Here is a 22,124-nt window from a genome sequence, read left to right on the forward strand (position 1 = left end):
AACATGCAAATCTTTGTTAATGGTGAAAAAATTCAAACAGAAGCCACTTTTCTCAATCTCTTACTTGTGGAATTGGGGTATGAAGGAAATTGGCTCGCAACTGCTGTTAATGCGGAAGTTGTTCCTGTAAGTGAGCGAAGCCAATTTGTCTTGCATGAGGGAGATAAAATTGAAGTTTTAAGCCCAATGCAAGGAGGCTAATATTTATGTTGAATCTTTATGGACGTGCATTCTCGTCCCGTCTTATGTTAGGTACAGCACAATATCCCTCCCCTGCAATTCTGCGTGATGCTATTTGTAAATCTGGTACAGAAATTATAACCGTTTCATTACGTCGAGAAAGCGCGGGGGGAAAACAAGGGGGACAGTTTTGGCAATTTCTTCAAGAGCTCGATATAACGATACTTCCCAATACCGCAGGTTGTTACACTGTTAAAGAAGCGGTGACGACAGCCCATTTAGCACGAGACCTCTTTAAAACCTCTTGGATTAAACTCGAAATTATTGGTAATCATGATACCTTACAGCCCAATGTTTTTTCTTTAATTGAAGCAGCAAAAATTTTAAACAGTGAAGATTTTAAAATCTTTGCCTATACAACTGATGATCTCATTGTGGCTGAAAAGCTTCTCGATGTTGGATGCCAAGTCATTATGCCTTGGTGCGCTCCTATTGGCTCTGCTAAAGGCCCTCATAATATCGATGGACTGCGTTCTATCCGTGCTTACCTTCCTGATATCACTCTTGTAATTGATGCTGGCATTGGGCGTCCATCCCACGCGGCAGTTACTATGGAACTGGGCTATGACGCAGTGCTTCTTAACACCGCAGTTGCTAAAGCAGGTAATCCTGTTTTAATGGCTGAAGCATTTTCTAAAGCTATTCAGGCAGGACGTATGGGATATAAAGCAGGTATTCTCGAAGCACGCAACGTAGCGGTTCCTTCAACACCCGTTATTGGTAAAGCGGTATTTTGATGAAATTGGATCCATTCTACCTCATCGTTGACAATGCTGATTGGGTTGAACACTTAGTTCCTCTTGGTGTCAAACTCATACAATTGCGTATGAAAAATAAAGACCTTCAAATAATCAGTCAACATATCAAGCGCGCAAAAAACATCTGTGATCAATGGAGAGCACAGTTAATTATTAATGATCATTGGCGTATAGCCATTGATGAAAAATGCGATTTTATTCATCTTGGACAAGAAGATCTACGTAATGCTGATCTTCCTGCAATTCGCAAAAATGGTATAAGATTTGGTCTTAGCACCCATGATAACCGAGAATTGGATATAGCCCTCTCTGTTCATCCTGACTATATTGCTCTTGGTCCTATTTATCCGACAATCTTAAAAAAAATGAAATGGCAACCTCAAGGATTAGAAAAAATCAAACAATGGAGAAAACGGATTGGTGCTTTACCTTTTGTTGGTATTGGTGGCTTAAATCCAGAACGCGCAATAGATGTTTTGAAAGCAGGGGCTAATAGTGCTGCTGTTGTCACCGATATTATCCTCCATAAAAAACCCGAAGAGCGAGTAGAACAATGGCTCAAGGTGACACAGCCATGGCGTTAAAGCCTTCTATTCTTATTGTGGCTGGCACCGATCCAACGGGAGGGGCTGGCATTGTTCGTGATATAGAAACAGCTGCATATTTTCACATAAAAGCCAATTTAGCCATTACCTGTGTTAACGTACAAGATGATCATCACGTTGCTGAAATTGTTCCAATGAGTGAAAGACTTGTTGCCGCACAAATGCGCTGTGCTCTAGAAGCCCATCCAGTCAGTGCAATAAAAATTGGCATGACAGGAAATCAAGCAATTATAGCAGCAATCTGTAATGTGCTTAAAGATTATCCCCATATTCCCGTTATTCTTGATCCTGTACTGGTTGCCTCGTCAGGAGGAAAACTAACTACGGAAAAAATCATAGAAATTATGATCAATCAGCTTCTCCCATATGTTACTCTTTTAACACCCAATAGAAATGAACTCGCTCTTCTTAGTCAAACCCCACTGGCATCTCATCATGAAGAGACAATACAACAAGCAAAAAAACTTTTGTCATTGGGCGCTCGTTCTATTTTAGTAAAAGGGGGGCATGCTGAAGGACCTCTTGCAATTGATAGCTTCATTGACAAAGTGGAAATTATCAATATTTCTGCTCCACGTTTAAAAAGAACAATGCGTGGAACAGGGTGTATTCTCTCAAGTGCTATTGCAGCCCATTTAGCACTCAATGAATCACTTATTTCAGCTGTAAAAAAAGCAAAAGCATACACCCACACATTGCTTTTAACCCATTGTAAAAACAGTTTTTAAATAATATAAGTTTATATAAAAGTAATATTTATTTATTTTATTTATACATATAGTATTAATATTAATAAAATATAAAATATTACTTTTATAATTAAATTTATTCTAAAATAATATATAATATAATTTTTATTCATTATTAAATATAAATATAATGATCAAGATTTTATTATTTAATCACTTGCATAAAAGTGAAAGTTCTTTTACCATAGGGAAATTAATTTGTTTAAAAAGCTAAAATAACGGATCTAAGCCAATTCTTGAAGGATAATTTTTTTGATCTATAACTGTTAGATCATTAGAAAAAATAAAATGTTAAACCAAACGCCGTACCCAATTTCCTATGAAGAACTCTTAAGCTTTTATAAAGAGAGTGGTGCAGATGCTGTTCTGACAGATTTACCGGTTGATCGTTTTAAGCAGTCTGCTTGTTCAGAGAGAAAATTAACACCTGTTGTGAACATTTCTCATAATCAACAAACATCCCCCAAAACATCTCCAATCGTAAAATTAAATCATCATCCACTCCATAACTCGAGGGCTATACAAAACGAACCTACTGCTATAGAAAGTGCCAAAAATGCAAAGACACTTGATGAATTAAAGTCTGCTCTTCTTGCATTTAATGGCTGTTCATTAAAATTAACAGCCAAAAATACCTGTTTTTCAGATGGAACAGCAGGAAGCCCTTTGATGCTTATAGGCGAAGCTCCAGGACGAGAAGAGGATATACAAGGACTTCCTTTTGTAGGTAAAGCAGGAATGTTATTGAATAAAATCCTCGCATCAATTGGCTTAACAAGAAATAATGTATACATCGCCAACACTATTCCTTGGCGTCCACCAGGAAATCGTACACCAACACCAAGAGAAATTGCCTTGTGCCGCCCTTTTATTGAACGGCACATTTATTTAGCACGTCCTCGTGTGCTTATAGCACTGGGAGGCGTTGCTGCACAGTTTCTAACCGGATCTCAAAGTGGGATTATCCGAACACGAGGGAAATGGCATGTTTATGAAAGTGAGGATAATATAAAAATACCTGTTATGCCAACTTTCCATCCTGCTTACCTTCTTAGAACCCCTAGTCAAAAGAAGCTTACATGGATAGACTTCTTAGAAGTAAAAAATCGCCTCGATAACCTTTTTTAATTCTTTAATCTTCTTTGACTCTAAAATTAAATACCTTCTTTAACTCTAAAAATAGGAATGGGAGAAACTATGGAACAGCCAGTAACATCTATTTATAATTTGGAAGACTACCAGCCAACCCCTTATGCTATCCCCAAAACACAACTTTTTTTCCAATTGGCACCAACAAAAACTTATATTACAGCTATATTGTCTATTGAACCCCGTCACGAAACAAAAGAATTAATACCTCTTGTGCTCTCAGGTGATGACCTTACTTTAATTTCTGTTGCAATTAATGATGAGACATTAGCCCCAAATACTTATCACGTTACGCCTTCACGTTTAGAAATTACAACGCCACCCGCAGTTCCTTTTATATTGAAATTGGTTACGGAAGTAAATCCTGAAAGCAACCACCAACTTATGGGACTTTATCTTTCAAATGGTGTTTATTGCACACAATGCGAATCAGAAGGTTTTCGTCGTATGACTTACTTTTACGACCGTCCAGATGTTCTTTCTACCTATAAAGTGAAAATTGAAGCAGACTCTCAAACAATCCCAATCTTACTTTCAAACGGTAATCTCGTGGAAACAGGAACTTTAGAAAATAATCGCCATTTTGCCGTTTGGGAAGATCCTTATCCCAAACCATCTTATCTCTTTGCTTTGGTAGGTGGTGATCTTGATAAGTTAGAAGACCATTTTACAACTGCATCTGGACGACGTGTCGAGCTTGGTATTTATGTAGAAAAAGGAAAAACTAAACGCGCTGCTTATGCAATGGATGCGCTCAAACGTTCCATGCGTTGGGATGAACAATGTTTCGGGCGCGAATATGATCTTGATGTTTTCAATATTGTTGCTGTTTCAGACTTTAACATGGGAGCAATGGAAAACAAAGGTCTTAACATTTTTAATGATAAATATGTTCTTGTCGATCCTGAAACAGCAACCGATCAGGATTATAGAAATGTTGAACGCGTCATTGCTCATGAGTATTTCCATAATTGGAGCGGTAATCGTGTTACCTGTCGCGATTGGTTTCAACTCTGTTTAAAAGAAGGATTCACTGTTTATCGTGATCAAGAATTTTCATCAGATCAAAATGTACGCAGCCTACAGCGAATTGAAAATGTAAAAACATTAAAGGCTACACAATTTGCTGAAGATGCAGGGCCTCTTGCTCATCCTGTCCGTCCTCGTCAATATAACCAAATTAATAATTTTTACACCACAACGGTTTACGAAAAAGGTGCTGAAGTTGTCCGCATGATACGAACGATTTTAGGTCCCTCCCTATTTCGTAAAGGCACGGATCTTTATTTTCAACGACATGATGGACAAGCTTGTACCATTGAAGATTTTATCACCTGTTTTGCTGAAGTCTCTGGCCGTGATTTTTCTCAATTCATGCTGTGGTATGAACAAGCTGGAACCCCCAACGTAGAAATCGACAGTCATTATCATGATGGTGTTTTAACAATTCATGCAAAGCAACATATTCCCGCAACACCCCAACAAAATACAAAAAAGCCTATGCTTATCCCTATTGCATTTGGCTTATTAGGATCTAATGGAAAAAGCCTCGCTCATGAAGCAGAGACAGATATTCAATCAGAGGTTATGCTGTTGTCCAAAGAAAGCCAAACCTTTACATTAAAAGGCTTGCGTGAAAAACCTGTTTTATCACTACTGCGTGATTTTTCTGCGCCAATCATTCTACACACGCCATTCAATGAAAGCGAACTTATTTTTCTTGCAAAACATGATGATAATCACATTAATCGCTGGCAGTCTCTTAATCAATTAATGACACAAGCTTTGATTGAAAGTATTCAAGATAAAACACAAGCAAAAGCAACATTCCCCCCTACTTTGCTAAAGCTGATTGAAACGATCCTAACAGATGAAAGCTTAGAGCCTGAATTTCGTGCTTTCTGTTTAAATTTACCAAGTGAGGTTGAACTTGCTCATACAATCGGTCAAAATGTTGACCCAGATCGTATTCATCATGTTCGCAATCAGTTTTTAGCTTCACTTGCAAAAACACATCAAGAGCTCCTAGCAAAGTTCTATGAACAAATGCAAAGCCAAGAACCCTATTCACCAAATACTGAACAAGCTGGAAAACGAGCATTCAAGAATATCATCCTGGATTATCTTTCCATTGCTGAGGCTGTCCCAAATCGTGCTGCGACACAATATGCAATAGCTGATAATATGACTGACCGAATGGCGAGTATTGCTATTCTCGTAAAGCGTTTTAATGAAAGTGAGCAGGCACAAAATGCTTTAAGTGATTTTGAAAACCGCTATCGGCATGACCCTTTGGTTATGGATAAATGGTTTTCTATTCAAGCAATAGTTTCTGGCGCATCAACACTCGAGAATGTTCAAAAGCTCATGCAACATCCCCTATTTTCAAAGGATAATCCTAATCGTGTACGGTCCTTGATCGGTGTCTTTGCCTCTCATAACCCCACAGGTTTCAACAGAATGGATGGAGCATCTTATCATTTTCTTTGCCAAATCATTTTAGAAATTGACAAAAAAAATCCACAGCTTGCTTCACGATTATTAACCATGATGCGTTCTTGGCGGCAATTAGAACCCATTCGGAAACAAAAACTTGAAACTGAATTAAAAACAATCGCTGCTGCACCAAAATTATCAAGCGATGTCTCTGATATCATCAATCGTCTGCTTACTTGAAACAAAAAAATATTTTAAATCAATTTATTATAATATTTTTAAATAAATTTTAAAAACATCTCGATCACCATTAAACCGATAAACAGGCAATCCAAGTCTGTTTATCGGTTATGTTTCAAATACTTTTTCTTTTCATATTCCACATCCGTAAAAGTAAAATACTTTTTTTTAAAAAAAGACTGGACAGAAGACTCCTGTTTTGATTCACTGCACTTTATGGGGTTTACTCATGAAGATCAAAGCAGTTTTTAAATCATATCATTCCGGAATTAAAGGAACAAGAGATGACTAAATTGGACGCATATCATGCGCCAACGGAAATATATGCTGATTCAAAATCAAGCGCTCAAAGTCATAAAGCGCAGACGAAGCGTATTCATCTGCTTTATGGCTCTGCTTATCAAAAGCTTCTCTCTATTGAACCTTGGTTACGACGCTCAATTCCATTTGTTATTGTCGCATTTCTCATTGTTCTTGCAGTCATTCGTTTTGTATCAATTTATGATTGGCGCAATACAATTGATAAAAGCACGCGTTTTACCCTCGCTCTCTTAGCATCTCATATTACCAATACTATTGATCGTGACTTATTGGTTATTTCCCAGAAAGGAAAAGTTTCTGCCCTTTCTCATAATCATTTGCAAAATATCCTCACCATTTCTCGTAATCAAGATCTTATTAATCGCAACACTTTAATCGCCATTGTTGATCAAAAAGGCAATGTCTTGGCTTCGTCCAGTTCAGAGATCGTCTTAGGAAAGCCTCTGCAAGATTTTATCTCTGAGAGCATTGCTTTACAATCTCTTGGACAACAGGCTGGAGTTATAAAAATTACAATAGGCAAGGATACCCCTGCCCTTGCTTCATTTCATCAAACAAAAAACGGGCAATATGGCGTATTCATTAGCGAAAAGATGCAAGATAGTGCTATGGAATGGCGCAATTTTTTTTCGCTTAATGTAACCCTCTTTATTGGAACAAGCGGTATTATTCTTGCCCTTCTTTATGCTTATTATAATCAACTTTTACGAGCACGTAAGATAGATCTTATTTCTGAAAAAACTCAAAACCGTATTGATATGGCAATGATGCGTGGGCGTTGTGGATTATGGGATTGGAATATGGCAAGTGGACGTGTCTATTGGTCACGAGCAATGTATGAAATGCTTGGCTATGTCCCTCAAGATGCATTGCTCTCCATTTCTCAAATTAGCGCCATTATCAATCCCAATGATGCTAATTTTTTTAACCTTGCTCAAGAATTAATGGGAGGCAAAAAAAAGCATATCGATATCAATGTTCCCATGCGGCATGCTGATGGCCATTATGTATGGATGCGACTTCGCGCCGAAGTTACTGAAGAAGAAGACCCCCATTTAGTTGGTATTTCCTTCGACATTAGTGAACAGCAACAATTAGCTGAACAAACAGCGCAAGCTGACCTTCGTATCCGTGACGCGATTGAAAATATTTCAGAATCTTTTGTCTTATGGGATGCTGAGGGACGTTTAGTCATGTCCAATAGCAAATTTTGCGAATATGCTGCTATTCCTAAACAAATTCTACAATCAGGGATCCAACGTGCAACCGTCGAAGCCATGGCTCGCCCTGCGCTCAGTGAATATCCCCTCAAAGATGATGGTACCGGTAATTTAACCAGTATTCGCCAAACGGCAGATGGTTGTTGGCTTAAAATTAATGAACGGCGAACCCAAGATGGAGGATTGGTTTGTATTGGTACTGATATTTCTGAACTCAAACAACAACAGGAAAAATTTGAGGACAGTGAAAGGCGTCTTTTTTCTTTTATTCAAGAACTCAAACGCACTAGAGGGAGTGCTCAACAACGTGCAACAGAAGTGGAAAAACTGAATAAAAGTCTGAAAGCAGAAAAAGAGCGTGCAGAAAGTGCGAATAAGGCTAAATCAGAATTTTTAGCCAACATGTCTCATGAATTGCGCACACCTCTGAACGCTATTCTCGGCTTTTCAGATATCATGTTACAATCGACTTTTGGTCCTCTTGGTTCACAGCGCTATAAGGAATATATGCATGATATTTACAATTCAGGAACGCATCTTCTAACTCTTATCAATGATATCCTTGATATGTCAAAAATCGAAGCCGGAAGATTTACGCTTGATTGTAAAAATACTGATCTTGAGCCCATCATTAGTGAAGCAGTACGAACACTTACACCACAGGCTCAAGAAAAAAATATTACTGTTACAACAAACATCACCCCAGAACTTCATGCTGAAGTTGATGGGCGTGCCATGAAACAGATTTTCCTTAATCTCATCTCTAATGCTGTTAAATTTACACCTTCTGGTGGAAATATTGATGTCTGCGCTTTCAAGAAAAAAGATAATCTTATTTTTAAAATTACTGATACAGGCGTTGGTATTCCGCAATCTGCCATCAAAAAACTTGGGCAACCTTTTGAACAAGTTGAAAATCAGCTTACGAAATCCCATACAGGCTCAGGTCTTGGATTGGCCATTTCACGCTCCTTATTAGAACTACACAAAGGGAAACTTGAAATTACTTCAAAAGAAATGAAAGGAACAACGGTAACGATTATAATGCCCATCACACAAAATTAAGTTTGTTTTTAATTTCTTCTGTTTGTTCCCGTTGTAACAAAATCTGTTTCCGTTTAACGCCCCAACGATACCCTGAAATAAAACCATTTTTACGTACAACACGATGACAAGGAATAATGATAGCCAATTCATTACGTGCACATGCATTCGCAACTGCACGAAAAGCATTTGGCATACCAATGTATTGCGCTAATGCTTTATAAGAAATTGTTTCACCACACGGTATATCACATAATTGTGTCCATACTTGTCGTTGAAAAACTGTACCATTTATATCTAAGGAAAAATTATATTTTTTTACCAACTTAGGCGTTTCTATCATGGCTATAATATGCGCAACCTCTTTCTTAAATGCATTGTCACCCACAACTTGTTGTACGTCACCAAAGCGTACTGTAAACTCCTGTAATAATTGCTCTGTGGTATCTCCTAACGCAGTATAACAAATCCCCTTTTGAGATTTAGCCACCAAAAGTTTTCCTATGGACACATCTTCCAGACAGAATATTTTCTTTTGCGAAATATTCAGCATTTTAACTTTCTCTATATTTTAAAAAGTTTTGAACATAGCCTATAAAATAAAGGGAGAATATTTACTATCTTTTAAACTCAAATATGATTATCCTGAAATTATCTTCTTCATTATGGTATTAAAATACATCCTCACTATTTTATGGTCTGAAAAAAGACAGAGATTAGCTTTCTTCTTCCCCTAAAGAACTAGGACTGCAACCAGACCAATCTTTAAATGAAACAGCTTTTTTCTCACAGTTTTCACCGTCAAACACTTCAATATAGTTCACTTCATAAACTTTCCTGACAAATCCTAGATTAAATTTTGTTACATACTCTAAACAAAAATACCTCATTTGTAATTTTCATACTCTATATCACCGCTCTAAACAGTAGTGTTTTACAAAACAAAAAGATAAACTGCTCATTTCATTTTACGAAACTTCATCAAAGCATAATAGTTTATGTTTTACTCCCAACGAATTCTTGAATATTCTCATTTTTCGAAACACTCTTATTTTCTTATAAAAGGTTATCCTTTTGATATACTGATGAGCTTATTCAACCCAAAAAAGGAATTTATTTTCAATTTCATGAAAAAAAAGCATGGAAAAGGCATTTTAGTACTTACTTTCTTTGTCACTTAACTTATAAAATGATTGTAGCCTCAAAACTTAAATATTTTTCTTGCCACAATCGTGTACGGATATTTGTCATAGGAAAAAGCCATGCCCAAACGCACAGATATAAAATCTATTCTTATCATCGGAGCAGGACCTATTATCATTGGTCAGGCATGTGAATTTGACTATTCAGGTACACAGGCCTGTAAAGCATTAAAAGAAGAAGGCTACCGAGTTATTTTGGTCAATTCTAATCCCGCCACAATTATGACAGATCCAGATCTCGCTGATGCAACTTATATAGAACCTATTACACCTGAGATTGTTGCTAAAATTATTGCCCACGAACGTCCCGATGCCCTTTTGCCCACCATGGGGGGACAAACAGCTCTCAATACTGCTTTATCATTAAAGCGTATGGGAATTTTAGACCGCTATCATGTTGAAATGATAGGGGCCAATGCCAAAGCAATTGATAAAGCGGAAGACCGTGCTTTATTCCGCCAAGCGATGGCAAAAATCGGTTTGGAAACACCACGGTCGATGTTAGCCAATGCTACAGAACTGAAAGAAGAAAATCGCCAGCAATATGCAAAAACGCGTGCTGAATTTAAAGAAAAACTTTCTGGTGCAGCCCTTGAAAAAGCCCTCGAAGAACTTGAACGCAATTGGCGACATACCGAAGCTGATCGCAAACAGCATTATATCGCCCATGCAACAGCAAAAGCAGTTCAAGCGCTTGATGTTGTTGGGCTTCCAGCTATTATTCGTCCTTCATTTACCCTTGGTGGAACTGGGGGTGGAATTGCATATAATCGCTCTGAATTTTATGAAATTATTGAACGAGGGCTTGAAGCTTCTCCTACGACAGAAGTCTTAATTGAAGAAAGTGTTTTAGGGTGGAAAGAATATGAGATGGAAGTTGTTCGTGATAAGAACGACAACTGTATCATTGTTTGTTCTATTGAAAACATTGATCCGATGGGTATTCATACCGGTGATTCGATCACTGTAGCCCCCGCTCTCACCTTAACCGATAAGGAATATCAATGTATGCGCAATGCTTCGATTGCGGTCTTGCGTGAAATTGGTGTTGAAACAGGAGGATCCAATGTACAGTTTGCTGTTAATCCTGAAAATGGGCGTCTCATTGTTATTGAAATGAATCCACGCGTTTCTCGCTCTTCAGCACTTGCTTCAAAAGCAACGGGTTTTCCCATTGCCAAGATAGCCACAAAACTAGCCGTTGGCTATACCCTTGATGAATTGAAAAATGATATCACAGGTGGTGCGATACCAGCATCATTTGAGCCTTCTATTGACTATATCGTGACAAAAATTCCTCGTTTTGCTTTCGAAAAATTTCCTGGGGCATCACCTGTCCTCACAACTGCGATGAAATCTGTAGGAGAGGTCATGGCCATTGGACGTACTTTTCAAGAATCATTACAAAAAGCACTCCGTGGACTTGAAACTGGTCTTACTGGTCTTGATGAAATTATCATCCCAGAACATGCTGAAGGTGATGAGAAAAGTTCTATACGCTCAGCCATTGCTATACCAAGTCCTGACCGTCTACGCTATATTGCTGAAGCTATGCGCGCAGGCTTACCCTTAAATGAAATCCACCAAATCAGCAAAATTGATCCGTGGTTTTTAGAACAAATAGCCTCCATCATTGAAATGGAGCAGCGTATCCGTATCCATGGACTACCTCAAGATCGAGATAATTTACGTATGTTAAAAGCTATGGGGTTTTCAGATGCGCGATTAGCCACCCTTACCGGAAAAGAACCCGATGATATCGCCGCTTTACGAAAATCACTAAATGTTAAACAAGTCTTCAAACGAATTGATACTTGTGCTGCTGAATTTTCTTCTCCTACAGCCTATATGTATTCAACATACGAAGTTCCCTTTGCCGGGATAGAACACTCAGAAGCACAGATTTCTGAACGCAAAAAAATTGTTATCTTAGGTGGTGGTCCAAACCGCATTGGCCAAGGAATTGAATTTGATTATTGTTGCTGCCACGCGGCTTTTGCCCTTCGTGATGCAGGCTTTGAAGCCATTATGATTAACTGCAATCCTGAAACCGTTTCAACTGACTATGATACCTCTGATCGTCTTTATTTTGAATCTTTAACAACAGAAGATGTTATCGCTATTTTAGAAGCAGAACAGGAAAAAGGCGATCTCGTTGGAGTCATCGTGCAATTTGGCGGACAAACACCATTGAAATTGGCAAGCGCTCTCGAAAAACACAATATTCCCATCTTAGGGACTTCACCTGACGCCATCGATTTAGCAGAAGATAGAGATCGCTTTCAAAAACTGTTATTTAAACTTAACTTAACACAACCTAAGAATGGAATTGCCCACTCTATCGAGCAAGCACGCCTCATTGCCCATGAGTTAGGATTCCCATTGGTTGTACGTCCCTCTTATGTTTTGGGGGGGCGTGCTATGCAAATTATCCGTGACGAGCGAAGCTTGCAAAATTATCTACTTGAAAGTGTTCCTGAATTAATTCCAGAAGATATCAAAGCTCGTTATCCCAACGATAAAACAGGACAAATCAATATACTGCTTGGTAAAAATCCTCTTCTCTTTGACACTTATCTAACAGAAGCCATTGAAGTAGACGTTGATTGTCTGTGTGATGGCAAAGAAACACTGATCGTGGGAATTATGGAACATATTGAAGAAGCAGGGATCCACTCCGGTGATTCAGCGTGTTCTTTACCAGTCCATACGCTCTCACAGAGCATCGTCGCTGAATTAGAGCGCCAAACAAAAGCATTAGCACAAGCACTTCATGTTCGTGGCTTAATGAATGTACAATATGCCATTAAAGATGATACTATTTATGTCTTGGAAGTCAACCCCCGTGCTTCACGGACGGTTCCATTTGTTGCAAAAACAATTGGTTGCCCTATTGCTAAAATGGCTGCACGTATTATGGCAGGAGAAACGCTGCACAATGCTCTCCAAGCTTATGGTGGATTACCTTCTTCACAGAAAAAACACCATATTGCCGTCAAGGAAGCCGTATTTCCTTTTGCCCGTTTTTCAGGTGTTGATACACTTCTTGGTCCAGAAATGCGCTCAACTGGTGAGGTTATGGGACTTGACTATGAGTTTGCACTTGCTTTTGCTAAAGCACAACTTGGAGCTGGTGTAAAACTCCCTAAGGAGGGAACTTTATTCGTTTCTGTAAGAGATGAAGACAAAAAACGTATCTTAAACCCTGTAAAACGTTTAACAGAGCTTGGCTTTTCTGTTGTTGCCACAAGTGGAACACAAAAATTTCTCACTGAACATCATATTGTGGCAAAAAAAATCAACAAAGTTCTGGAAGGGCACCCGCATATTGAAGATGCTATTCGTAATCGCCAAATTCAATTGATTTTTAATACAACCAGTACGCCCAGTGCCATCTCAGATTCCAAATCATTGCGCTATGCAGCACTCATGCAAAATGTCCCCTATTATACAACAATAGCCGGAGCCGAAGCTGTCGTAGAAGCGATCAAAGCACTCAAAAAAAAGTGCCTCGAAGTACGTTCACTGCAAAGTTATTTCAGCTGAATTTCTTGCTATGTGGAAAAGCTCACGCTTTTTGATAGTCTTTCTTGATTTTTTCTTTGTATAAAATAGCAATTAAAGCTTGCTTTTTATGCTAAAGGCTTTTATACGAGTTCTATCGAATTTTCGGTTACGTGACTTTCTTTCCTGTGCGTTCTGCACTTTTGACGAAACTTCTCCCACCTAATTTCGATCTACAACCGTATTGAAGAATTATAGCTTCAGTATACAATATAATTATATATCTAAGGAGTTTCCTATGTCTACAGGAACAGTTAAGTGGTTTAATACAACAAAAGGTTTCGGATTCATTCAGCCTAGTGATGGCAGTGCAGATGTATTCGTACACATTTCCGCCGTTGAGCGTTCTGGTCTTACCAATCTTAATGAGGGGCAAAAAATTTCTTATGATGTTCTTCAAGATCGTCGTTCAGGAAAATTTGCCGCTGGCAACCTTGCAGCTCTTTAAAGTTTAAATTCTGCAATATTCTTTTTAAAAATCTTCGTCTATAACGACGAAGATTTTTTTTATTTTGTGTAAAGCAAAATTGATCTTGATAAAAGAAAACTCTGCTTCTCTATTTTGCACAATTTATCAAAATATTCCTATCCTTCCTCTAATATTTGTATAATCCTTAAGAGAAGAATTTCTGTCAAAATTCTCAAAAAATAACAATATAAAAACCCATATCAGAGTATTTTAGAAGTTTTTTATTGCATACAATATAATCTCTTATAGAATATTCTTAAAGCAATGATCATTTATTGATATAATATAAGGATTTTAAATTATGGCTTTTATTGCCGACAAGCTGTCTCGTATCAAACCTTCTGCAACAATTGCTGCTTCTCAAAAAGCACGTCACTTAAAAACATTAGGGCGCAATGTTATTGCTTTAAGTGCTGGAGAACCAGACTTTGATACCCCAGACAACATCAAAAATGCGGCCATTGAAGCTATTCGAAGGGGAGAAACAAAATATCCTCCTATATCTGGAATTCCAGAATTGCGCCAAGCTATTTCTGCAAAGTTTAAAAGGGAAAATGACCTTTTTTATCAACCAGAACAAATTATTGTTGGGACCGGTGGAAAACAAATTCTCTTTAATGCATTGATGGCAACTTTGAATAAAGGAGATGAAGTCATCATTCCATCCCCTTATTGGGTGAGTTATCCAGAAATGGTCGCACTTAACGATGGTACGCCTGTCTTTTTAGAAACAAAAGCCGAATTTTCCTATAAACTCCAACCACAAGAGCTAGAAGCGGTCATTACCCCCCAAACAAAATGGTTTATCTTCAACTCTCCTTCAAATCCATCAGGGGCCGCGTATACATATCATGAATTGAAAAAACTCACAGATGTTTTAGTAAAATATCCTCATGTCTTTATCCTTTCCGATGATATCTATGAACATCTCACGTATGAAGGTTTTACCTTTGTTACTCCCGCTCAGGTAGAACCAGCGCTTTATGAGCGTACACTCACAATGAATGGTGTTTCCAAAGCCTATGCGATGACGGGCTGGAGGATCGGTTATGCAGGTGGCCCACAAGAACTCATTAAAGCGATGGATATTATTCAAGGTCAGCAAACATCTGGTACGAGTGTTATTTCACAATGGGCTGCTGTCGAAGCACTCAATGGACCTCAAGACTTTATCACTAAAAATAAAAGTATTTTTCAAGTACGCCGTGATCTCGTTGTTTCCATGCTAAACCAAACTCCTGGCATTCACTGTCCAACACCTGAAGGTGCTTTTTATGTTTATCCTTCTTGCGCAGAACTTATTGGCAAGAAAACACCAAACGGCCAATGTATTAGGAATGATGAAGACTTTGCTATAGCACTTCTAGAAACAGAAGCTGTTGCTGTCGTCCAAGGGTCTGCTTTTGGACTTGGATCAGCTTTTCGTATTTCCTATGCAACATCAGAAAAATTACTTGAAGAAGCTTGCACACGTATCCAACGTTTTTGTAATAGTTTAATTTAAAATTTTTAACCTCATCTCTTGTGATTGTTTTTGTCGAATATCAATCTATCCAATAAAATATATTAAGGACAAAGCCTATTGATTCAGCAAAAATATTCATGAATAAACATAACGAAAAAATAGAAGCTGCAGATAAAAATCAAAAAAGTTCAGTGATTAAATAAATAAATCAGTCTATTGTCATGAGAGATGAAAAACTTGGTGAGCTTTCTCTATCGGAAAATATAAATTTCAAGCTTAGCGAAGAAATCCACATTAAGAAATTATCTTGTTTGTCCTCTTCTCACTTAAAAAGGGGCGATGCATTCGTTGTTATAAATATACGATAAAAAATGGAATTTTGGATAAAGCTTATTATATCTATATTTTATTTTCATTTATAGGCAAAAAGCATTATTCTTGCAAGTTTTAGTTGAATTATAATCAATATTTTTCCATATAAAGAGAGATTTCTAGAAAATAGACATCCTTATACATTAAAAAATTTAGCTGTTTTTATTGTTTTTGGACATATGTTTCATATAAGAAATTATAAACCAAAGTCTTCCAAGAAAAACTTATGTCGTATAATATTTTCTCGCAAATTTGAAAGTCTATAGAGACCTTTCATCCTCCTACGAAAATGAACTGATTTGAACTTCGATTCTCTTTATTTTCTCTAGGCGCAATATAAATCATATTATACTTTATAATCACTTAAGTTACAGTAAATGATATACAGAAAAATATTGATTTATAATAATTTTTGGATTCTTAAATTGAATTATCCTCTTGTAAGATTCTATTATTTCAAATCTTCCTATCTGAGATCCTTTAATATCATTGTCTTACATATCAATAAGCAAGGTTAATGTGTTATAAAACACTAAAGAAAGGAGTAAAAAATATCCCCCTTCTCAAAGGTAAAAACAACCTGACTGAAAGCTGATAAAGAATGAACATACTCAATCTGCTTTTTTATAAGTGTAAAAATAGTTATATAGAGAATCTTATACCATTTTATCAAAACTTTTACGTGATACTGTTCACGGGTATCAGAACATTTGGGCACATTGAACAATATTTCTTTAAATAAGCACACAAATTAATAAAATTTTCCTTCTCTATCCAATTTAGAACACTAAAAAAGACCTCGTACTTTTCAACATAATCGCCCTATAGAATGAAACATTTTCTATTTCTCAGCTTTCTTTTTGCCAGAAAATGAAGAAGAGTCTATCTTCTCTGTTGTGTAAATAGTTCAATTTAAGTTTTTGCTATTAACCACTTGATTAACTTTATAGGTTTTATGGACAATCTTTTACTATTCATCCTCATACTCTCATAAAAAAACACTTCATGTATAAAGTTTTACATGTTTTATATCACGCTCCTAAAGACAGTGTTTTTATGGTACAATAGAATAAACCTCTCTTAAATTCCTCGTTGAGCTTTAATATACCTAAAAAAATTTGTTGGATATTCATAAGTTTTGAAATTTTCTCTTATCCATCTTCCCATGCATCACAATTTCTAGGTGCTCTTTTAGGAATAAAAAAAAGCCGGACAAATGTCCGGCAAATTTAGAAAATCCTCAGAGATAAAATCAATCTGACAGACCTTCATAAGGGAACACTCAAGAAAATGCAATGGGAGGCAACATAATCAAGAGATAACATTGTATGTCATTTTATAATTAGAAGCACAATAAAGACTTAAGCGTATCTGCTATGCAATAAACACATAGCTTTATTTTTTCAATCTTGTATCTCTTTAATTAAATAGGAAGAGATCATCCTCATACGATTGTCTAATTTTTAATGTTATAATAGCCTTCATATTTGAACGCATTTATAAAAGACGCTTTATCCCTTTTTGTAAAAATATTTATCCACACAAACGCCTTCCACCTTATGAGCTAAAATGGTTTGAGCAACCTTATAAGAGGTATCGATTTTTTCAGCAAGCTAATCCCGTAAAATAAAGTGAAACCCATACAAACAAGTTTCAAGTTTATTTTTTCTATATACTTTGACATACAGCTATCAGAAAAGTAACCACAACCTCTAACAAAAAAATTATTGTAGGATAACAGGCACACTTGTTTTAAAGAGACATCTCTCAAGACTCTCACCTCCTATCTCACGATAGCGCCGTGTGAATGTTATAACGATAAGGCCTTTAAATTCCTCTATCTTTACACTTGTGTAAGGAGTATAAACCGCCACTATTAAACAACACTTTACCAGCCTTAAGTATTTCGACTGTCCTTGGTACTTGAAGCAGTTCACAAAAGGCATGCTTTTTTGTACAATTTTTATCCACGTGTCTTACCCGCTTATGATGTGCTCGTAAATGAGTTGATTGATTCGATATAAACAGATTTGGAATGAAAAAAGCTTAAGGTACTCAAGCTTCTAATTCAATATGAATAACGCTATATTATTATAAATCGATAAGTTGTATACTTACAGCATCATGCAACAAATGATTTTATTGATTCAATGTGGGAAAATTTGAAACAAACGAATATTATGGAGAGCCTTAAGGTGCAAAACAATTAATTGTTGCTTATAAATTAAGGCATGAATATTAAAAAGACCACTGACGGGCTTTTAAAAAAATATAATCTCGAAAAGCATTCAACCTTGCCAAGTTCTTTAAATTATAAGGATAACAAAAAAAAGTATCAAAAGAAGGAATATCAACCATATCAGGAAAAAGACGTACCAAGCGCTCATCATTATTGACGATATAATCAGGCAACACAGCAATCCCAAGATCACGCATAAGTGCATTCTTTATTGAAATAATATTGTTGATTTGTAGGACTGAAACACGCAATGATCCATCACTTCTACCAGCCTTTTCCAACCAATTTAAACCAGACAAATAAGGAGGAACAGGTTCACCAAACGAAATAATACGATGTTCATCGAGCTCAGACAATTTTTCCGGTTTTCCATAATTTGCAATATACTTTTCCGAAGCATAAACATGCATATGGATTGTAAAGAGTTTTCTTTGTATAAGATCGGGTTGTTGGGGTTGATGGAGACGAACAGCACAATCTGCGTGACACATTGTCAAATCAAGCTCTTCATCAGAAAGTAAAAGCTGAACCTGCATATCAGGATAAAGACTAAGAAATTCTGGCATACGCTCTGCAATCCACCCAGCCCCCATTCCAAAGGTCGAGGTCACACGTAAATGCCCCGTTGGTTTTGCATAGCTTTCACTTAATTGCAAACGTACACTTTCAAGTTTCATCAAAACATCATGAGCCGTACGATAAAGAGTTTCTCCCTGTTCTGTAAGAATCAAACCACGCGCATGACGCAGGAATAAAGATACCCCAACCTCTTGTTCTAAAGCCGATACCTGTCGGGAAACTGCTGATTGAGATAAATGAAGCTTTTGAGCAGCATGTGTAAAAGATCCAGCTGCTGCTGCTGCGTGAAAAACCCTTAATTTATCCCAATCCAACGGTGGCGCCACAATTAATCCTGCCTCTAAATTTTCTATATTCTCAATGAATTATTAACGCTTAAGCATATCTAAAAACCGTTCAGCTTCCAATGCAGCCATACATCCCCTTCCTGCGGCTGTTACAGCTTGGCGGAATGTTTCATCTGTTACATCTCCTGCTGCAAAAACACCAGCAATACTTGTTGCTGTTGAATCCGGTTTTGTCCATAAATAGCCGCCTCGTTTTTGTTTCAGTTGCCCTTCAAACAGAGAAACAGCAGGATCATGCCCAATGGCAATAAATATTCCCTCTGCTTCCACTTTCATCTCATGACCTGTTTTAACATTTTTCAAACGTGCCCCTGTTACAACAGCGCCCTTTCTCCCCTGAGCTGGGAGCCCCACAATTTCCTCGACCACATGATCCCAAAGAACACGTACGTTATTACAAGCAAGTAACCTATCTTGCAAAATTTTCTCTGCCCGAAACTGTTCTCGCCGATGAACCACACTTACACTTTTTGCTATATGCGATAAATAAAGGGCCTCTTCAACGGCCGTATTTCCTCCCCCTACAACAATAACATCCTTACCCCGATAAAAAAAGCCATCACATGTAGCGCAAGCAGAAACACCACCGCCCATAAAAGTCTGTTCACTTTCTAAACCAAGCCAGCGCGCTTGGGCTCCTGTTGCAATAATCAGTGCATTACAAGAATATTGTGTTCCTAAATCCCCATATAAAACGAAAGGATAATTCAATAAATCTGCTTTTGTAATCGTATCATAGACAATTTTTGTCCCCATATTCTCAGCTTGTTTTGCCATTTGTTCCATCAACCATGGTCCTTGAATGGGGTCAGAAAAACCTGGATAATTTTCCACATCCGTTGTGATTGTCAATTGTCCCCCTTGCTGCAAGCCTGTCACTAAAACCGGTTGGAGCATTGCTCTTGCCGCATAAACCGCCGCTGTATAACCAGCTGGACCAGAACCAATAATCAGCAGACGAATATGCGATTGTTCCATTAAATTCCCTTTATTTTTTACAATTTAATTATTTTACAACTTAATAATTCTATAAATTCTAATGGAATGTAAGTCTTTTAAAAAATATTTTTCAATAGGCTCAATTATGTTATATATACTCCTTTTCAAGTTTTATGAAAAGGTCTGGTTATCAATTCATCAAAGCATACTAATGTTAAAGGTTAATTTTCATCCTATAAAGAAAAGAACGTAAATTCTTATGAGCACAAAACCATAGTAAAAAGAGATATAAAGATAGGGAACGGTCATTTTTCAGTTTATTATCAATGTCTGTGCACGTTTTGCGTTGATCATGGGAGGAGCAATGCTTTTGCCAATTTTGGTGGATTTGCATGACAATAACCGTAATTGGATAATCTTTCTCTATTCTTGTGCCATAACCACCATGTTAGCAACCCTAATTCTTTTAGCAACGAAGGGGGCTACTTGTCGTTTTTCAGCACGACTTGGCTTTATGCTCACTGTTTGTCTTTGGCTTACAGGAAGCATTGTAGGTGCTTTGCCTCTTTATCTTTCCTCTCTTCCCATTTCTCTAGCAGGAGCCATTTTTGAATCTGTTTCGGGAATTACAACAACAGGCTCCACAGTCCTTTCTGGTCTTGATCATTTATCGCGAAGTATTTTGTTATGGCGCTCTCTCATATGCTGGATTGGGGGCATTGGTTTTATCGGTTTAGCCCTCTTACTTTTGCCTTCACTCCGTGTGGGTGGCGTGCGGCTTTTTCATATGGAATCATCTGATAAATCTGAAAAAATATTGCCTCGTATCAATCAAATTGCTAACGGAATTATCATTGCTTATGTTGGACTCACATTAGCTTGTATGCTTTCTTATTTTGCTGCGGGCATGAATTTATTTGATGCCATTAACCATGCAATGAGTACAGTCGCAACTGCTGGTTTTTCAACGCATGATGCTTCTTTTGGCTATTTTTCTGATACACCAGCCATATTAATTACTTCAACAATCTTTATGTTGCTTTCTGCTTTACCCTTCGTACTTTATGTTAAATTAATCCTTCCTGGACACTCAAAACGTTTCCTTGACCCACAAGTGATTGTTTTTCTGCATATCGTTATCCTTTTCAGCTTTGCTTTAGCAGCGTGGCTACGGTTTCATGATCATCGCGCTTTCCACTTGATTTTTCTTGATGTCATTTTTCATATCACATCCATTATTAGCACCACAGGTTACAGCGCTGAAGATTATCAACTTTGGGGGCCCTTTGCGCTTGGAATTTTCTTAATTGTTTCTTTTACAGGCGGGTGTGCTGGTTCTACTTCTGGTGGCATGAAAATCAATCGCCTCATTATTCTTTGGCGTATTACACAAACAAATATAGAAAAACTTCTTTCTCCTAATGTTGTTGTAAAAGCGCGCTACGATCACTCAAATATATCAAACGATGTTGCTCAAGCCGTTTTGTTTTTTGTCTGTCTTTATATGTTCTGCCTTGTTATTGGCACTGCACTTTTGCTTACAACCGGTCTTGATTTTACCTCTGCCTTTACAGGAGTCTTAACAGCACTTTCAAATGTTGGACCAGGCTTTGGAGATATTATTGGTCCCATTGGGAACTTCTCTACAATCAACGATAATGCTTTATGGATTTTAAGTTTTCTAATGTTAGCTGGACGCCTTGAAATCATAACAATATTCGTCCTTTTTATTCCCGCTTTCTGGCGTGAATAATTCTAATGCATAGAGTACTTTATTCTACTATGATAAAAAATTGACAAGATAAAAAGGCGTGAACAATACGCAGAATAATATTCAATCTTAAATCGGAAGATTTCATAAAATTTTAAATATCCTATAAATAATTAAGTGCCAACAGCTTTCAAAGCCATAACGTATAGCTACTTTACATTACATTCTTGAGCTTCTTTACCAAACAAAATGGATCCATAGAACATCCTTTTTTACGAATAATCGCTCACGCAAAAAATATGAATATTTGATGATAAAAATGTTTTTCTCTAATAAGTCATGGTCTTATAAAAAATACCTCACGGTACTCACCTCCCCCATTTCACGGAAGTCCTCACAAAAGGTATAAAATGGGCATTATTACTTTTATTTAAATAATAAGGTGCAAGTCTGTACCACAAAAAAGATATAAATT

14 protein-coding genes are annotated in these 22,124 nt (G+C 37.2%); 11 read left to right on the top strand and 3 right to left on the bottom strand.

Annotation, left to right across the window (positions count from 1 at the left end; genetic code table 11):
- Window positions 1-3 precede the first annotated feature (3 nt).
- The 7 genes from thiS (at window position 4) to PVV59_RS02825 (ending at window position 8,783) form a co-directional block, all read left to right on the top strand.
- Entirely contained in the window at window positions 4-201 is a 198-nt protein-coding gene (gene thiS / locus PVV59_RS02795; RefSeq protein ID WP_273754428.1) for a sulfur carrier protein ThiS, read from the top strand.
- Window positions 202-206: 5 nt separating this feature from the next.
- Complete coding sequence (locus tag PVV59_RS02800; RefSeq protein WP_273754429.1) at window positions 207-977, top strand: thiazole synthase; 771 nt, start codon at window positions 207-209, stop codon at window positions 975-977.
- On the top strand, window positions 977-1,582 hold the full coding sequence (locus tag PVV59_RS02805; RefSeq protein WP_273754430.1) for a thiamine phosphate synthase: 606 nt from the start codon (window positions 977-979) through the stop codon (window positions 1,580-1,582). Before PVV59_RS02800 ends, PVV59_RS02805 begins: the two co-directional genes overlap by 1 nt.
- Window positions 1,573-2,331, top strand: a complete 759-nt coding sequence (locus tag PVV59_RS02810; RefSeq protein WP_273754526.1) for a hydroxymethylpyrimidine/phosphomethylpyrimidine kinase — start codon at window positions 1,573-1,575, stop codon at window positions 2,329-2,331. Before PVV59_RS02805 ends, PVV59_RS02810 begins: the two co-directional genes overlap by 10 nt.
- A gap of 309 nt (window positions 2,332-2,640) precedes the next feature.
- On the top strand, window positions 2,641-3,480 hold the full coding sequence (locus tag PVV59_RS02815; protein ID WP_273754431.1) for a uracil-DNA glycosylase family protein: 840 nt from the start codon (window positions 2,641-2,643) through the stop codon (window positions 3,478-3,480).
- A gap of 69 nt (window positions 3,481-3,549) precedes the next feature.
- Window positions 3,550-6,177: an aminopeptidase N gene (gene pepN / locus PVV59_RS02820; protein ID WP_273754432.1), complete on the top strand. Its 2,628-nt coding sequence runs from the start codon at window positions 3,550-3,552 to the stop codon at window positions 6,175-6,177.
- A 284-nt stretch (window positions 6,178-6,461) separates the two neighbouring features.
- Entirely contained in the window at window positions 6,462-8,783 is a 2,322-nt protein-coding gene (locus PVV59_RS02825; protein ID WP_273754433.1) for a PAS domain-containing sensor histidine kinase, read from the top strand.
- Here PVV59_RS02825 and PVV59_RS02830 read toward each other — a convergent pair.
- Entirely contained in the window at window positions 8,770-9,315 is a 546-nt protein-coding gene (locus tag PVV59_RS02830) for a methylated-DNA--[protein]-cysteine S-methyltransferase (protein WP_273754434.1), read from the bottom strand. The genes PVV59_RS02825 and PVV59_RS02830 overlap by 14 nt on opposite strands.
- Window positions 9,316-10,024: 709 nt before the next feature.
- Here PVV59_RS02830 and carB point away from each other — a divergent pair.
- The 3 genes from carB to PVV59_RS02845 all read left to right on the top strand — a co-directional run bounded on the left by carB (window position 10,025) and on the right by PVV59_RS02845 (window position 15,501).
- On the top strand, window positions 10,025-13,510 hold the full coding sequence (gene carB, locus PVV59_RS02835; protein ID WP_273754435.1) for a carbamoyl-phosphate synthase large subunit: 3,486 nt from the start codon (window positions 10,025-10,027) through the stop codon (window positions 13,508-13,510).
- Between the two features lie 256 nt (window positions 13,511-13,766).
- On the top strand, window positions 13,767-13,976 hold the full coding sequence (locus PVV59_RS02840) for a cold-shock protein (protein WP_005773801.1): 210 nt from the start codon (window positions 13,767-13,769) through the stop codon (window positions 13,974-13,976).
- Window positions 13,977-14,298: 322 nt separating this feature from the next.
- A complete protein-coding gene (locus PVV59_RS02845) occupies window positions 14,299-15,501 on the top strand; it encodes a pyridoxal phosphate-dependent aminotransferase (RefSeq protein ID WP_273754437.1) in 1,203 nt (400 codons plus the stop codon).
- Between the two features lie 2,571 nt (window positions 15,502-18,072).
- On the opposite strand, the gene PVV59_RS02850 is transcribed toward PVV59_RS02845, so the two are convergent.
- Window positions 18,073-18,978 (bottom strand): LysR family transcriptional regulator, encoded by a 906-nt coding sequence (locus tag PVV59_RS02850; RefSeq protein WP_273754438.1) that lies wholly within the window; start codon window positions 18,976-18,978, stop codon window positions 18,073-18,075.
- Window positions 18,979-19,020: 42 nt separating this feature from the next.
- Window positions 19,021-19,977, bottom strand: coding sequence for a thioredoxin-disulfide reductase (trxB, locus tag PVV59_RS02855; RefSeq protein WP_273754439.1), 957 nt, complete (start codon window positions 19,975-19,977; stop codon window positions 19,021-19,023).
- Between the two features lie 325 nt (window positions 19,978-20,302).
- Here trxB and PVV59_RS02860 point away from each other — a divergent pair, with 325 nt between their 5' ends.
- Window positions 20,303-21,691: a TrkH family potassium uptake protein gene (locus tag PVV59_RS02860; protein WP_273754440.1), complete on the top strand. Its 1,389-nt coding sequence runs from the start codon at window positions 20,303-20,305 to the stop codon at window positions 21,689-21,691.
- Window positions 21,692-22,124: the final 433 nt, after the last annotated feature.

Source organism: Bartonella sp. MM73XJBT.G (assembly GCF_028618435.1).
Lineage (GTDB): Bacteria > Pseudomonadota > Alphaproteobacteria > Rhizobiales > Rhizobiaceae > Bartonella.

Excerpts from the sequence above, each read along its gene's own strand:
- PVV59_RS02840 (WP_005773801.1), top strand. The coding sequence starts at position 13,767 with ATGTCTACAGGAACAGTTAAGTGGTTTAATACAACAAAAGGTTTCGGA.
- PVV59_RS02825 (WP_273754433.1), top strand. The coding sequence starts at position 6,462 with ATGACTAAATTGGACGCATATCATGCGCCAACGGAAATATATGCTGAT.
- PVV59_RS02845 (WP_273754437.1), top strand. The coding sequence starts at position 14,299 with ATGGCTTTTATTGCCGACAAGCTGTCTCGTATCAAACCTTCTGCAACA.
- PVV59_RS02815 (WP_273754431.1), top strand. The coding sequence starts at position 2,641 with ATGTTAAACCAAACGCCGTACCCAATTTCCTATGAAGAACTCTTAAGC.
- pepN (WP_273754432.1), top strand. The coding sequence starts at position 3,550 with ATGGAACAGCCAGTAACATCTATTTATAATTTGGAAGACTACCAGCCA.
- PVV59_RS02810 (WP_273754526.1), top strand. The coding sequence starts at position 1,573 with ATGGCGTTAAAGCCTTCTATTCTTATTGTGGCTGGCACCGATCCAACG.
- PVV59_RS02860 (WP_273754440.1), top strand. The coding sequence starts at position 20,303 with ATGCTTTTGCCAATTTTGGTGGATTTGCATGACAATAACCGTAATTGG.
- PVV59_RS02800 (WP_273754429.1), top strand. The coding sequence starts at position 207 with ATGTTGAATCTTTATGGACGTGCATTCTCGTCCCGTCTTATGTTAGGT.
- trxB (WP_273754439.1), bottom strand. The coding sequence starts at position 19,977 with ATGGAACAATCGCATATTCGTCTGCTGATTATTGGTTCTGGTCCAGCT.
- PVV59_RS02830 (WP_273754434.1), bottom strand. The coding sequence starts at position 9,315 with ATGCTGAATATTTCGCAAAAGAAAATATTCTGTCTGGAAGATGTGTCC.
- PVV59_RS02805 (WP_273754430.1), top strand. The coding sequence starts at position 977 with ATGAAATTGGATCCATTCTACCTCATCGTTGACAATGCTGATTGGGTT.
- carB (WP_273754435.1), top strand. The coding sequence starts at position 10,025 with ATGCCCAAACGCACAGATATAAAATCTATTCTTATCATCGGAGCAGGA.
- thiS (WP_273754428.1), top strand. The coding sequence starts at position 4 with ATGCAAATCTTTGTTAATGGTGAAAAAATTCAAACAGAAGCCACTTTT.